This window comes from Colwellia sp. BRX8-4, assembly GCF_014077345.1.
Classification (GTDB): domain Bacteria; phylum Pseudomonadota; class Gammaproteobacteria; order Enterobacterales; family Alteromonadaceae; genus Colwellia_A.
In genome coordinates this window covers 198,301-212,955 of sequence record NZ_JACGVS010000001.1, presented here as the reverse complement: position 1 = coordinate 212,955, position 14,655 = coordinate 198,301, and the positions used below count along the sequence as shown (strand labels likewise).

The 14,655-nt window shown below is 39.0% G+C and carries 11 protein-coding genes and 1 pseudogene; 6 read left to right on the top strand and 6 right to left on the bottom strand.

The window, feature by feature from the left end:
- The first annotated feature begins 71 nt into the window (after positions 1-71).
- A complete protein-coding gene (locus H4J56_RS00910; RefSeq protein WP_182258727.1) occupies positions 72-1,949 on the top strand; it encodes a putative nucleotidyltransferase substrate binding domain-containing protein in 1,878 nt (625 codons plus the stop codon).
- Positions 1,950-1,957: 8 nt separating this feature from the next.
- On the top strand, positions 1,958-2,662 hold the full coding sequence (locus tag H4J56_RS00905; protein WP_182214529.1) for an exonuclease domain-containing protein: 705 nt from the start codon (positions 1,958-1,960) through the stop codon (positions 2,660-2,662).
- 143 nt (positions 2,663-2,805) lie between these two features.
- On the opposite strand, the gene H4J56_RS00900 is transcribed toward H4J56_RS00905, so the two are convergent.
- From H4J56_RS00900 to H4J56_RS00885, 4 genes are all read right to left on the bottom strand, one after another.
- Positions 2,806-3,105, bottom strand: coding sequence for a hypothetical protein (locus H4J56_RS00900; protein ID WP_070375435.1), 300 nt, complete (start codon positions 3,103-3,105; stop codon positions 2,806-2,808).
- A 209-nt stretch (positions 3,106-3,314) separates the two neighbouring features.
- Complete coding sequence (locus tag H4J56_RS00895) at positions 3,315-3,566, bottom strand: YdcH family protein (RefSeq protein WP_070375436.1); 252 nt, start codon at positions 3,564-3,566, stop codon at positions 3,315-3,317.
- A 10-nt stretch (positions 3,567-3,576) separates the two neighbouring features.
- On the bottom strand, positions 3,577-3,891 hold the full coding sequence (locus H4J56_RS00890) for a TraR/DksA C4-type zinc finger protein (RefSeq protein WP_182258726.1): 315 nt from the start codon (positions 3,889-3,891) through the stop codon (positions 3,577-3,579).
- 175 nt (positions 3,892-4,066) lie between these two features.
- The gene (locus H4J56_RS00885) at positions 4,067-6,355 is read right to left on the bottom strand and encodes a DPP IV N-terminal domain-containing protein (RefSeq protein WP_182221344.1); all 2,289 of its coding nucleotides are present in this window, start codon (positions 6,353-6,355) and stop codon (positions 4,067-4,069) included.
- A 300-nt stretch (positions 6,356-6,655) separates the two neighbouring features.
- Here H4J56_RS00885 and H4J56_RS00880 point away from each other — a divergent pair, with 300 nt between their 5' ends.
- Entirely contained in the window at positions 6,656-7,702 is a 1,047-nt protein-coding gene (locus H4J56_RS00880; protein WP_070375439.1) for a DcaP family trimeric outer membrane transporter, read from the top strand.
- Between the two features lie 1,259 nt (positions 7,703-8,961).
- Here H4J56_RS00880 and H4J56_RS00875 read toward each other — a convergent pair.
- Both H4J56_RS00875 and yihA read right to left on the bottom strand, forming a co-directional pair.
- On the bottom strand, positions 8,962-11,310 hold the full coding sequence (locus tag H4J56_RS00875) for a Tex family protein (protein ID WP_182258725.1): 2,349 nt from the start codon (positions 11,308-11,310) through the stop codon (positions 8,962-8,964).
- A gap of 198 nt (positions 11,311-11,508) precedes the next feature.
- Positions 11,509-12,150: a ribosome biogenesis GTP-binding protein YihA/YsxC gene (gene yihA / locus H4J56_RS00870; protein ID WP_220465890.1), complete on the bottom strand. Its 642-nt coding sequence runs from the start codon at positions 12,148-12,150 to the stop codon at positions 11,509-11,511.
- Positions 12,151-12,353: 203 nt separating this feature from the next.
- Here yihA and H4J56_RS19965 point away from each other — a divergent pair.
- The 3 genes and pseudogenes from H4J56_RS19965 to H4J56_RS00860 form a co-directional block, all read left to right on the top strand.
- A pseudogene (locus H4J56_RS19965) lies at positions 12,354-12,980 on the top strand (c-type cytochrome); the annotation flags it as partial.
- Complete coding sequence (locus H4J56_RS19960) at positions 12,975-13,586, top strand: c-type cytochrome (protein ID WP_197517696.1); 612 nt, start codon at positions 12,975-12,977, stop codon at positions 13,584-13,586. The pseudogene H4J56_RS19965 and the gene H4J56_RS19960, both read left to right, overlap by 6 nt.
- A gap of 197 nt (positions 13,587-13,783) precedes the next feature.
- Positions 13,784-14,407: a cytochrome c gene (locus H4J56_RS00860; RefSeq protein ID WP_070375442.1), complete on the top strand. Its 624-nt coding sequence runs from the start codon at positions 13,784-13,786 to the stop codon at positions 14,405-14,407.
- The last annotated feature ends 248 nt before the right edge of the window (positions 14,408-14,655 follow it).

The window sequence follows — 14,655 nt, the reverse complement described above, 5'->3', positions numbered from 1 at the left end:
TTGACGTAAGCGGGCTAAATACACTAAAAATAGCTATCTACTAAGTATGTTTTGTTAAAGGCTGAAAGAATATGGATCATGAACTCGCCGAGATTAGTGCTTTCCTTCAAGCGATTCCGCCATTCGACACCCTACCCGAATCGGTGACGTTACAATTAGTTAAAGAAATAAATATTTGCTACGTAAGGGCCAAGCAACCGTTACCACCTAATGGTATCGAGGAGGCGCGTCTTTATATCTTACGCAAAGGTGCTTTGGTTTATACCGACCATAATGGCCAGTTAGTGGGAAAATATACCGAAGGTGAAATTTGCAGTGTTTTTTGTCGACCCGCACAACGCAATGAAGTGGAGGTAAATACTGAGGAAGACACTTTACTGTACAGTCTTGATTATCAAACTTTGCTGTCTTTAGTTGCAGACTACCCACAAATAGACGCTTTTTTCATGCAAACAGCTGCAGAGCGTTTAAAAGGGAAAATGAGCAAGGTTAATGAAGACGCGATTATTAATTCTTCACTGATTAATAACCCCATTAGTCAATTTTATCATCAACCAGTATTAACCATTAACAGTCATCAAAGCATACAAGAAGCGGCGCTAAAAATGACTGAAAAAGATATTTCTTGCCTAGTCGTAATCGATTATAAAGAAAGTGGTGTCGGTGCACCCGTTGGTATAGTAACCGATAAAGATATTCGTCGACGTTGTGTCGCTGAAGGGTTAAGTTTTACCCTGCCAGTGAGCGAGATTATGACCACAGATATGGCAACGTTACCCGAGCAAAGTAGCGCTTATGATGCGCTTATGTTGATGACTAGCAAGCGTATTCACCACCTTCCTATTACTGGCTTTAGTGATTCTGGAGAGTATGGCGAACTAGTGGCGATGGTAACTATCACGGACTTAATGAATAATGAAGGCCACAATGCCGTCAATATCACCAGTATTATTCGTAAAGCGGCGACCATTAACGATTTGATCCGTATCAGTAAATTAATACCAAAATTACAAATTCGTATGGCTAAACTCGGCACCAGCGCTGATCATATTGGTAAAAGTATTAGCGCGATAACGATGGCATTTACGATTCGAATTATTGAAATGTCAGAAAAAATCAATGGTAAAGCGCCAGTTCCCTATGCATGGGTAGCTTGTGGTTCTCAAGCAAGACAAGAGCAGCTTGCCCATTCTGACCAAGACAATGCTTTAATTATTTCTGATCAGGTACAACCTGAGCATGAAGCTTGGTTTGAAAACCTCGCCTCGTTTGTTTGTGATGGTCTTGCTGCCTGCGGTTTTATCTTGTGTCCTGGCGATATCATGGCTTCAAACCCTAAATGGCGACAACCACAAAAAATGTGGCATCAATATTTTGAGCAATGGGTGAATACTCCAAGCCCACAGGCGTTACTTAATGGTAGTGTCTTCTTTGATTTTGCTACAGTACATGGCGACGATTCTTTACTTAACGAAGTACGTAGCAAGCTGCTGGCAAAAACCAAAGGTAATAGCTTATTTCTCGCACACCTGTCTAGAAATGCTTTGATGCTGAGGCCACCACTGGGGTTTTTTCGGGATTTTGTGTTAATTTCTGATGGCGAGCATAAATCGAGTCTAGATATTAAGCACAATGGTATAGCGCCGATTGTTGATCTGGCAAGAATTTATGCGCTAGCCGAAGGGATCGCATCAGTGAACACTATAGAGCGCCTTAGAAAAGCAGCTGGAAGCCCTTCTATTTCTAAAGAGTCGGCGGCTAACTTAATTGATGCTTATGAATTTTTAGGCATATTGCGTTTAGAGCACCAAGCCAATTTACTTCAAGCAGGTAAAGAGCCAAATAATTACTTGTCACCGAAAAAATTGTCTAAGCTCGAACGTGAACATTTAAAGGATGCTTTTAAAGTCATTAAAGCATTACAAGATAGCAGACAGTCAACGTACTAAGGTTAAATATGCTCAGCAATCAACCCTTGTTTTATTGGTTACTCGGTTATGAAGCTCAACGAAAACGTGCTTGGGCACGAGCGCCAGAAGGAGCCTTAAAAGACTTTCTTGCTGTTAGTTTTCCTGAACCTGATACGCCATTAAATGATATTGAAATTTTGTCGGTTGATTTTGAAACCACTGGCCTTCATGCCATTAACGATAAGTTACTAAGTGTTGGCTTTATTGGCATAAAACAGCAGCAAATATCATTAAAAGACAGCTACCATCAAATCATCAAAACGAAGGATGATCTTAGCGCAGATAACGTTATTATTCATCAAATAACTGATCAGCAAAAAGAACAAGGCGCGCCATTAAAAGAGGTGGTTGAAGCCTTACTCAAAGCTTTGGCTGGAAAAGTAATGTTGGTACATTTTGCTCGTATTGAAAGACAATTCTTGCAACAAGCTTGTTTGGAACTTTATGGCGTAGCGCCACCTTTTCCGATGATAGATACCCTAATGATAGCAAAGCGTCAACTTGATAAAAAGGATGTCGCTTACGACCCCTCAGAATTAAGATTGTCAACTTTGCGCCACGCTCATGGCTTGCCAAATCATTTTGCCCATAACGCTTTAAATGACGCTATAGCTACGGCAGAACTGTTGATGGTACAAGTCAGTGAAATGTCTGATAACAACTCACTTAAATTGCACGATTTATTATTGTAATTTCGGCTCAATGAACCCATAAAAACTAATGGCAAGTAAATCTGTTGAAGGCAAGCGTAATATTTTCAAGTTGAATATTACTTTTGAACAATACCCCTGACAACTTACTACCGCTCTTATTTGAAATGGCTTATGGTGACCGTTTAGGCTTTATCAACGGAGGTTGATGTAGACTTAGCATTGGCCTTGATTATTTCAATATCTACTTTATCAATTAGTAATAAAACGTCTGCTAATTTTTTTCTTAAATCAGCAGAGAGCTTGTTAGGGAAGCTACATTTTTTGGCGACAGAAAGTGATTCTCTGCGGATAACGATGTTAAGTAAATTCTGAATAGAGTCGGTATTTGATAGTGCTAATGCGGGGAGTGGTTTTTCAACTGCTTGATTAAAGGTATCGTACGCTTCTTGTAATGCTACTTTTGCTTGTTTTAGTCTAGCCATGTAACCACCTATTTTATTGTTATTAAGGGCCTATTGGTGTTTATCACGATTAATCAAAACACCTATGGCCCCTTCTACAATAAATAGATTTGAAACTTTGTCTAGTGTTATTCGTTAGTAATTAAACGATTGCAGTAGTGTTAACGTTATCATCTTGCCTTGAACCTATAGCTAACCTTAGTTTCATGCTCTTACTTGACGATAAAATTTTAGGTGGTTAATTTCGCTTTTTTGATGATGGTAAATAATTCATCTTTTAAATGTAAACGCTGCTTTTTTTGTTGATCGAGATATTCATCCGAAGTATTTTCAGCCCCTTGCTCAATGTGATGTACTTCTTGATCGAGCTCGTGATATTTTTTGAATAAGCGAGCAAAATGAGCATCATTCATTTTTAGGCTGCGTATTTCATCAGCAAATTCTGGAAACTCGTGGTGTAAATCATGTTTTTCTATTATCATTTTTTATCCCTTATGTTGCGCAATTAATACAAGTTGTTGTGTAAGGTAAAGCGTGTAATCTTTCGATGTTTATTAGGGTGTTACAGCTTGAACAAAAGCCATGTTTTTTATTTTTTAGACGATTTAATGCAGCAATAACATACTTTAATTCAGCTTTTGCTTGGTGATGAATTTCATCTAGCACTTCATCATTTTCGGTTTCGGTCGCTTGTTCAGCAAAGTCCTGTGAGCGACCTTGGTGTAAATCAGCTTCAATAGCACTTATGCGATGCTCTAGCTGAGCTTTTTTCTCTGTTAAGGAGGTTAATATTTCTTGATGAGTCATGTCATTTTCCTTTAAACGATAATGGCTATGACTTTATTTTATGGCAACGTTGGCTAATTGTTTTGATCTAGCGCAAGTGTAAGCGAATAATTGGCAAGCTAGGGCTGATAAAAATAATGTAATGCCAATAAAAAAGACGCAGTAAGCGTCTTTTTTATTGGGTTATAAAGCTGTTTTATTTAGAAAACTGAAACTCTTTGGGTGGCGTTGCTCCCATTAAATGTTCAACAAAATAATCCCAACGTTTGCGCATCATGTAAGGTTCACGCGCAAAACCGTGGCCGCGATTAGGTAACATCAACATATCAAAATCTTTGTTAGCCTTAATTAAAGCTTCAACGACAATCAAAGTATTGTAAGGTGGTACATTGGTATCGGTTGTACCGTGAGCGATCAATAATTTACCTTGCAAACTGTCAACCGATAACTGGTTTGCTTGGCTGTCGTAATTGCTAATGCCTTCTTCATCTATAACTTCAAGACCATGGTATTTTTCGCCCCATTCATCAGCATAGTTACGGTTATCATGATTACCTGCCTGTGATACGGCTACTTTGTAGAAATTTGGAAAAGTTAATAACGCACGAGTTGATGCGAAACCACCGCCAGAATGCCCCCAAATACCAACGCGTGTTACATCAATCCAATTATGACGCTTAGCTAACTGTTCAATGGCAGAAACTTGATCAGGAATACCACTGTCGCCCATGTTGCCATAATAAAATTCATGGAAAGCTTTTGAGCGACCCGGTGTACCCAAAGCATCAATTTCTATAACAATAAAGCCTAACTCAGCAATTGCTTGGTTATCGCCACGAGAGCTACGAAAATGACGGCCACGAATACTACCTACTTGTGGACCTGGATATAAATAATTAACTACAGGGTAAGATTGGCTGGCGTCAAAATTTGTTGGCTTGTACATTAAACCATAAATATCATTTTCACCGTTTCTGTCTTTAACAATAAATTCAACCGGTGCTTGCCAGCCAGACGCTTTTAATTGGCTAATATCCATGGTTTCTATGGTCAATTCTTTGTTATTACTAACGGCACGTACTCGGCTTATTTCAGCGGTTGTTGGTGTTGCCGCGCGGTCTAAAAAGTGTGTGCCGGCTTTGTTTAACGTAATACGATGGTGCTTTTTCTCAGGTGTTAATAAGGTTAACTCAGAGCCATCTTTGTTAACGCTGTAAAGATAATGGTAATAAGGGTCACTGCCTTCTTTGCCTGCGCCAGTGAAAATAAGCTTACCCGTTTGTTGATCAACATGGAGTAATTCGATAACCGTCCAGTCACCTTGGGTAATTTGTTGTTTAACTTTCCCCGTTGCTAAATCTATTAGGTATAAATGTCCCCAGTTACTGCGCTGAGAAAACCAAATAGCCTCATTACTTTTTTCTAAATACTGCCAACTAATGCCATCGACACCTGATTCAAAAAAGCTTTTTTGTGTTTCTGACATAACAAGCTTAACTTTACCGGTTTTAGCATCAGCAATTTTCAACGTGGCAGTTTTGTGATCGCGCGTAGAAGAAACAAAGGCAAATGTTTTACTATCGTCAGCCCAATCTATGTCTAATAGTTCGCCGTTACGTCCAGCGACATGGTCAGTGATTGTTGAACGGTGAGCATCGGGTGCCATATCAAGTGGCGTGACCTTTTTACTTTCAACGTCGATAACGACACGATGAATAGCAAATATATGTTCATCACCCGGTAAAGGATACTTCCAAACGTCAATTGTTGGATGGCCAACTGCGGTTGACACTATGCCCATGTCACCTACGTTGCGGCCATCATGCTTAAAGGTGGTTAATTTTTTTGAGTCAGGCGCCCAAGTCACTACGGGAGAATCACGACGAACCCAGCCAGCATTATTGGTTGCATAGCCAAAGTCTTTAATACCGTCAGTGGTGAGTTGGCTTTCTTTATCTGTTATTAAATCACGTAACCATAGATTATGATCGCGAATAAATACGGCACGTTTACCATCAGGTGATAAGTTTTCCGCACTTTTTTGGCTTAGTTCATCAAGCTGGCATAAATAATGAGTTAAATCACATTGGTAACTCTTTGCCTTTACTGAAAATTTGATGTTGTTTGCAGATATAAACTCTACTTGAGTAAAAGGGAACTTATCGTGATTTACTTCGCTATCAGTAATGCGAGCAAGTGATTCTGCTAATTTTTTATGATCGAATGCGAGAGATTTTTTCTGGCTATTAATATCAACTTTAAAAAATTTATCGCCGTCTTCTGTATGGCTGCGGTATACCAAAGTGTCATTGCTTGACCATAACGGATAGTCAACAGTACCTGTTACTAACTTACTGGTATAGCTTGATAATTGTTGTTCAGCTTTTTTATAGTCGTCAACACTTAGTTGTTTTGCCGACAACAGGGTTGGTGTCAGTGCAGAAATAATTGCAACGCCACTGGCAAGAATAAGAGATTTTCTCATCTAAATTTACCTTTTTTCATTATTAGTTATTCACTCGAGGATAATACAAGCAAAGCTATGACCAGCCTAACATTTCCTAACCGCTTCAAGTGTAATTATCGTTAAATATACAATTTTATAAGATGAAAGAATCGTTATTAACAGGCAAAAAACATCCCCTTTAGACTTATGTCTAATTTCTAAATAGCGATTAACGTTTTAAGTTATATCCATAAAATAAAAATAAAACGATAAAAAGTAGCCAAAAGATCGTATCTGCAGTTTTTCTGAGGCTAATACACAACAAACGGGGATAGCAAAATGTTTAACAAGAAAAAGCTTCTATTAGCAACAGGATTATTCGCACTGGCTGGCACAGCAAATGCGGCTTACGAAATTAAATTAGACAACGACGATAGTATTACTTTCGGTGGTTACATCAAAGCCGACGCACGTTACATCGATGGTACTGTTGCAGCAACTGATTATTGGTATGGTAGTGGCACGGCACTAGACAATAGTATTTCTAATTTTGGTATTGCGGTAAATGAATCACGCATTAATACTAAATATAAGCATGGTGATTTAACCGGTTTTATTGAAATGGATTTCTATGGAGACGCTGTTAGAGGAGGGGGTAATGAAATTATCTCAAATTCGTCAAACCCACGTATTCGTCATGCATTTATTAAATATAAAGATCTATTAATTGGTGACACTTGGTCAACTTTTGTTAACACCAGTGCACTTGCAGAAGCCGCTGATTTTGGTGGTCCATTGTTATCGGCAGCTTTTATTCGTCAAGGACAAGTTCGTTACACTATGGGTAACTTTCAGGTCTCTGTTGAAAATCCAGAATCATATGGTGGTGTCAGTGGCAATGATTCTATGCCTGATGTTATTGCTCGTTATAATTTTAAAGGCGATTGGGGTAATGTCGCTATTGCCGCGGTAGCCAAACGATTACAAACCGTTGGTGGTAATGAAGAATCAGCACTAGGTTATGGTATTTCAGGTCGCATTAATACTTTTGGCAAAGATGACTTTCGTTTTCAATTTCATGGTGGTGAAGTAGGTCGTTATATTGGCGTAACCGCATCAAAAGATTTAATTGGCGAAGAAGTTGAAGAAACAACCTCAATCAGCGTTGCATACCGCCATTTCTGGACCGAAGATTTACGAAGCACGGCCTTTTATGGTAACACCACTACAGAAGTTGCAGATTATGACCGTACACATTGGGGCGTAAATTTATTTAAAAATGTTACTCAGCAATTATCCTTTGGTGTTGAAGTGGGTAATTTTGAAATGGCAGATAAAAATGTTGATTCTGACTACTTACAATTTTCAGCAAAATACGTTTTATAAGTATACCGTTACATAAAAGCAAAGAATTCACACGTTTTGCGTTAGTTGACCTCCTATTCTGAGGTTTTTTGGGGAAGCTTTTGCTTCCCCTTTTTTATGTACAGGATGTACGGTATAGCGTGGTGGCATGGATGCCAAAGAACGCATATGTACAGGATGTACGGTATAGCGAGGTGACATGGATGCCAAAGAACGCATATGTACAGGATGTACGGTATAGCGTTGTGGCATGGATGCCAAAGAACGCATATGTACAGGATGTACGGTATAGCGAGGTGACATGGATGCCAAAGAACGCATATGTCATCCTAATACAAAAACAACCGTCCAAAAAACCGTCATCCTGAATTTATTTCAGGATCTAGTGTTATGAATATGGCAAGAAGCACAGATACTGAAACAAGTTCAGCATGACGAAGTCTTTAGCATAAACTCAACATGAAGCAGTCTTTAGAATAAATTCAGCATGACCAAGCCTTTAGAATAAAAAACCGTCATCCTGAATTTATTTCAGGATCTAGTGTTATGAATATGACAAGAAGCACAGATACTGAAACAAGTTCAGCATGACGAAGTATTTAGCATAAATTCAGCACGACGAAGTCTTTAGCATAAATTGAACATAACCAAGTCTTTAAAATAAAAAACCGTCATCCTGAATTTATTTCAGGATCTAGTGTTATGAATATGGCAAAAAGCACAGATACTGAAACAAGTTCAGCATGACGAAGTCTTTAGCATAAATTCAACATGAGGAAGCCTTTAGAATAAAAGACCGTCATCCTGAATTTATTTCAGGATCTAGTGTTATGAATATAGCAAGAAGCACAGATACTGAAACAAGTTCAGCATGACGAAGTCTTTAGCATAAATTCAACATAACCAAGCCTTTAAAATAAAAAACCGTCATCCTGACTTTATTTCAGGATCTAGTGTTATGAATATGGCAAAAAGCACAGATACTGAAACAAGTTCAGCATGACGAAGTCTTTAGCATAAATTCAGCATGAAGCAGTCTTTAGAATAAATTCAGCATGACGAAGTATTTAGCATAAATTCAGCACGACGGAGTCTTTAGCATAAATTCAACATAACCAAGCCTTTAGAATAAAAAACCGTCATCCTGAATTTATTTCAGGATCTAGTGTTATGAATATGGAAAGAAGCACAGATACTGAAACAAGTTCAGCATGACGAGGTATTTATTTCAGGATCTAGTCGTTGATACTGATAACTTCAGTACCAACATCACCCCTCTACTACTTTTTAAACTTAGCAAAGGCATCAGCAAAAGCGTTACCCATAGCGGCATTTTCACTCTTTTTAGCGGGTGGCTTTGTATTACGTTGCGGGTTTGGCTTAGCCGTTTTGGGTGTGGTATTTTGTGAACGAGGCTGAGGCTTATTCGTCTTTTGGTTTTGTTCTGGCTTGGTGGTCACTGTTTCATCTAAACGCATAGATAAGCTAATGCGTTTTCTAGCCGCATCAACTTCCATTACTTTTACTTTAACAATATCACCTGCTTTCACAATTTCACGTGGGTCGCTAACAAATTTGTCAGTAAGTGATGAAATATGTACTAAGCCATCTTGATGAACACCTAAATCGACAAAGGCACCAAAATTGGCAACGTTTGAAATAACACCTTCAAGTACCATGCCGACAGTTAAGTCATTAATGGTATTTACACCTTCTTTAAACTGAGCGGCTTTAAAAACAGGTCGAGGATCTCGGCCGGGCTTTTCTAGCTCACTAATAATATCTTTAAGCGTTAATTCGCCAATATTAATATCGTTGAGATCTGTGATATTAATTTTACTTAATTGTTCACTATTACCGATTAAATCACTAATGTTGCTATTAAGATGGGCAATGATCTTTTCAATAACTGGGTAGCTTTCTGGATGAACACCTGAATTGTCTAGTGGATTTTTACCACCTGAAATACGTAAAAATCCCGCTGCCTGTTCAAAGGCTTTAGGGCCCAAACGCGCTACTTTCTTGAGTTCTTTTCTGTCATCAAAACGACCATGTTCGTCGCGATAAGCAACGACGTTATCAGCCATCGTTTTATTTAATCCTGAAACTCGTGTTAATAACGCAGCCGAAGCACTATTTAAATCAACACCGACATTATTTACACAATCTTCTATAACATTGTCGAGGGTTTTACTTAGCTGGCTCTGACTTACGTCATGTTGATATTGACCAACACCAATCGCTTTAGGGTCAATTTTCACTAGTTCAGCTAATGGGTCTTGTAAACGCCGTGCAATAGAAACCGCGCCACGAATGGAGACGTCTAAATCTGGAAATTCTTTTGCGGCAAACTCTGAAGCAGAATAAACAGAAGCACCTGCCTCACTGACCATCACTTTTTGTGGCTTATTTGCTTCTAATGCCTGAATAACCTCTGCCGCGAGTTTGTCACTTTCACGTGAGCCAGTACCATTACCTATCGCGAGTAATTCAACTTTGTGTTGTTGGCATAAATTGACTAAGGTTCGTACTGATTTTTCCCAATGATTCTGTGGTGCGTGTGGGAAAATTGTCGCGGTTTGTAATAATTTACCGGTAGCATCAACAATCGCTAATTTACAACCCGTTCGCATACCCGGGTCTAAGCCTAGTGTCGTTTTTGCACCAGCGGGCGCGGCCATTAATAAATCACTTAAATTGGTGGTAAAAACTTTTATCGCCCCATTTTCTGCTTGTTCACGTAAATTACCCAATAATTCAGTTTCTAAGCTTAGGCTTAATTTTATTTTCCATGCCCAGCGTACCACTTTAGTGATAAATTCTGCACCAGCTTGTCCGGTTAAACGCAGATTGTAGTGCTCACAAATAATTTGCTCGGCACTTGAGTACTGACTATCTTCTTGGTTTGGGTCTACGTTAATACTGAGTTGTAATATTTTTTCATTGCGACCACGCAACATCGCTAAAGCACGATGTGAGGGAACATTTTTTAATAATTCTGAGTGCTCGAAATAGTCGCGATATTTAGCGCCTTCTTGCTGTTTGCCTTTAGCGACAATACTGGTTAAATGTGCTTGCTTTAATAAATGCTTACGCAGCTTTTGTAATAAATTGGCGTCTTGAGCAAAACGTTCAATGAGGATATAAATAGCGCCCTCAAGGACTGATTTTTCATCGCTAAAACCGGCATCATTATTGATAAAAGCTTTTGCTTCAATTTCTGGCGTTAACGCCCAGTTATTATAAAGGTTATTGGCAAGCGGTTCTAAACCCGACTCTATGGCTATTTGGCCTTTAGTGCGACGCTTAGGTTTAAACGGTAAATATAAATCTTCTAAACGGGTTTTGTTGTCTGCGGCTTGTAATTCTTTTTCTAATGCTGGCGTTAATTTATCTTGTTGGGTGATGCTGGTAATAATGACTTTTCGACGATCTTCAAGCTCACGTAAATAACTTAAACGTTGATCAATGTGGCGCAGATGATTATCGTCTAACCCTTGAGTTACCTCTTTACGGTAACGCGCAATAAAAGGTACGGTTGCGCCGTCATCAAGCAAGTTAATTGCTGAAGTTATCTGAGCGGTTTTAACGTTAAGTTCTGTTGCGATGAGTTCAGCAATGGTAGCCATTAATTGACGAGCCTTTTTGAAAGAATAAGTTTTAAAGCACTATGTTGCCATGGTTTGATAGCAGCATCAATTTGCTTGTTAGGTTTGTGGGTGAAGATTAATGATTGAAAAATGAATGTTTTGTTTATCGCGTTTTTCGTATGAAAAACATTAGCCAAGTTAGACCTTAGTATGGTCACTTGGCATTAAATGGCGATGCTAAAACTCTTCACTTTCGGGAAGGTCTGTTGGTAAATCGGCAGACAACCACTGACAAATTAGGTCATTTGCTGTTTCTAACCCCGTATATTTTAATGATGAAAAAGCTTGTACGGTAATATCTGCATTTAACGATGCTAAGGCTTTTTTAACCTGAAGCACTTCAGCACTTCTTTTACCTTGTGAAAGCTTGTCGCATTTTGTTAATAACGCCAATATCGGTAAATCACTGTCCGCGGCCCATTGGATCAAGTCCATATCAAGATCTTTTAACGGATGACGAATATCCATTAAAATAACTAGGCCTTTTAAACAATCACGTTTTTCTAAGTATTCGCCAAGCGCTTTTTGCCATTTTTTCTTCATTTCAATCGGCACTTTGGCAAAGCCGTAACCGGGTAAGTCAACCAAACGTCTGTTAGGTGCGACTTCAAAAATGTTAATAAGCTGCGTTCGACCCGGTGTTTTACTGACACGAGCTAAACCACGTTGGTTAGTTAAGGTATTTAGTGCGCTTGATTTACCCGCATTTGAACGTCCCGCAAAGGCCACTTCTATACCGTTGTCTTCAGGCAAGCGACGAATATCCGGCGCACTTAAAGTGAAAGTGGCTTTACTTAAATGAATAACAGGTGATGACAAAATGGTGTCCAATAACAAATAAAAAAAGCATTATATCTTTTTTTTCTCGTGAAACAGTAAAAAGTGTCATTTTTTAAGCTTAATTTTTACTATGCTTATTACACCGTGATGATATTAGTGTAAAATATGACTAGTTTTTTATATTCATCCGTTTATTTTTTAGTGAATACTTAATCAATAGTAATAGAGCAGAGAGCCATTCAATGAATAAAATTATTTTTTCGTTAATTCTTGCCGTAACGAGTATTAATGTCGCGTTCGCAGCAACCGGAAGTGTTGATGCAGGTAAAAGCAAAGCAGCTATGTGTAGTGCTTGTCATGGTGCTAATGGGATTGGCGCAAGTGATGCGTTTCCTAACTTAGCGGGTCAGCATGCTGCCTATATTGTTAAACAACTACAAGCCTTTAAAAGTGGTACACGTGTCAACGCTATGATGGGACCAATGGCTGCTGGCTTATCCGATCAAGATATGGCTGATATCGGTGCTTACTTCTCAAGTTTAGATAGAAGTGGCGCTACCGTATCAGTTGAACTTGCTAGCATGCATTCAGCTCCGGCTGCTGTAGTAGAAACTGTTGCTTATGTTGGCAATGCTAGTGCAGGTAAGAGTCTTTACGAATTAGGTGATGCTTCACGTAATATTGCTAGCTGTATCGGCTGCCATGGTAAAGAGGGCAATAGTCAGGTACTAATCAACCCTAATTTAGCCAACCAACATGCCCAGTATATCGAAAAGCAATTATATGCTTTTAAAGATAAAACGCGCATTAACTATGCAATGAATCAATTTGCTGGTGCGATGACCGATGAAGATATTGCCGATATGGGCGCCTATTTTGCTGATACCAAAGCCGTTGCTCATGTAAAACCTAAGCGTGTTACTAAGGTTGCGATTATTACCGAAGAAGCGATTGCCGGAAAAGCAAAGTCAGCAATGTGTAGTGCTTGTCACGGTGCGGACGGTAATAGTTTAGTGCCTATGTATCCAAAATTAGCAGGACAACATGCGGAATATACAGCTAAACAACTAAAAGAGTTTAAATCTGGTGTGCGTGAAAATGCGGTAATGGCAGGTATGGCTGCAGCCTTGTCTGAACAAGACATGGCTGAATTAGGCGCATATTTTGCTAGTCAAAAACCGACGCCAGGTAATGGCAAGGGCTCTGAACTAGGGCGCAAATTATACTTTGGTGGAGACCCAGCTCGTGGTATTACCGCTTGTATCGCTTGTCATGGCGCAACGGGTAAAGGTGTTGCAAAAGCTGGTTTCCCAGTTGTTGCTAATCAAAGTGTTGAATACTTAACTGCACAGTTAATGAGTTTTAAAACCGGTGAACGCAATAATGATCGTAATGGCATGATGGGAAATATAGCTAAACGTTTGAAGAAAAATGACATTGACGCATTAGCGCAATACATGTCTTCAATGAAATAAAGCACGGTTAAAAGAATATTTTTAAAAAAGCAGCTTAATAAGCTGCTTTTTTATGCCTGCTAAGTGATCAATAAATTAGTCCGATGGGTATAACTTGTGTAAACTGTTTGATATTGAAGACTGCAGTGCCTAAGGTAATAACCTTACCAATCATTGCTAGCCACATTTAATTATCTACATATATAGAGAGCTCATTGATGAAAAGAATACTACTAAGCTTGGTTTTATTAGGAACAAGTGCACTAAATATCAGCTATGCTGCCCAAGGTAATGTTGATGCCGGTAAAACAAAATCTGCAATGTGTGGAGCATGTCATGGTGTTGATGGTAATAGCTTAGTACCTATGTATCCTAGTCTGGCTGGACAAGGTAGTAGCTATATCGCGAAACAATTAGCTGACTTTAAAACGGGGCTAACTTCGGGCGGAAAAGAAGGTCGTGTTAATGCAATTATGGGTGGTATGGCCATGGCATTGAGCGAACAAGATATGCTTGATTTAGGCGCTTATTATAGTGCACAACCTGCAAAATATGCGGGTGGAGCAACCAGTGATGTTGGTAAAAAGCTATATTTTGGTGGTGATATAGAGCGTGGAATTACCGCTTGTATTGCTTGCCATGGCGCTGATGCAAAAGGCATGTCACAAGCTGGTTTCCCAGCTCTGGGCGGACAAAATGCAATGTACTTAACTGCTCAGTTGGAAAGTTTTCGTTCGGGAGCTCGCAACAATGACAAAAATGGCATGATGCGAAATATTGCTATGAAGCTAGAAGATGCAGATATTGCCGCCTTAGTGCAATACATGTCGACAATAAAATAGTCGCTTATAGCGAGTTCTGAACATTGTCTTTATTTGCCATCCATGGCACTAAGACATACCGTTCATCCTGAACATCGTCTTTATTTGCCATCCATGGCACCAAGACATACCGTTCATCCTGAACATAAAGCAGCTTAATAAGCTGCTTTTTTATTGGCTAAGATAGGTTAATGTCGTACACTAAAATAGATATTATTAGTTGGTAATTTGTTGATTTTAAAGGTAAGGGTAATTATCTTGATGGAACT

What these genes read in the sequence shown, in the direction of transcription:
- H4J56_RS00910 (WP_182258727.1), top strand. Translation starts at nt 72, where the DNA reads ATGGATCATGAACTCGCCGAGATTAGTGCTTTCCTTCAAGCGATTCCG.
- H4J56_RS00905 (WP_182214529.1), top strand. Translation starts at nt 1,958, where the DNA reads ATGCTCAGCAATCAACCCTTGTTTTATTGGTTACTCGGTTATGAAGCT.
- H4J56_RS00900 (WP_070375435.1), bottom strand. Translation starts at nt 3,105, where the DNA reads ATGGCTAGACTAAAACAAGCAAAAGTAGCATTACAAGAAGCGTACGAT.
- H4J56_RS00895 (WP_070375436.1), bottom strand. Translation starts at nt 3,566, where the DNA reads ATGATAATAGAAAAACATGATTTACACCACGAGTTTCCAGAATTTGCT.
- H4J56_RS00890 (WP_182258726.1), bottom strand. Translation starts at nt 3,891, where the DNA reads ATGACTCATCAAGAAATATTAACCTCCTTAACAGAGAAAAAAGCTCAG.
- H4J56_RS00885 (WP_182221344.1), bottom strand. Translation starts at nt 6,355, where the DNA reads ATGAGAAAATCTCTTATTCTTGCCAGTGGCGTTGCAATTATTTCTGCA.
- H4J56_RS00880 (WP_070375439.1), top strand. Translation starts at nt 6,656, where the DNA reads ATGTTTAACAAGAAAAAGCTTCTATTAGCAACAGGATTATTCGCACTG.
- H4J56_RS00875 (WP_182258725.1), bottom strand. Translation starts at nt 11,310, where the DNA reads ATGGCTACCATTGCTGAACTCATCGCAACAGAACTTAACGTTAAAACC.
- H4J56_RS19960 (WP_197517696.1), top strand. Translation starts at nt 12,975, where the DNA reads ATGGGCGCCTATTTTGCTGATACCAAAGCCGTTGCTCATGTAAAACCT.
- H4J56_RS00860 (WP_070375442.1), top strand. Translation starts at nt 13,784, where the DNA reads ATGAAAAGAATACTACTAAGCTTGGTTTTATTAGGAACAAGTGCACTA.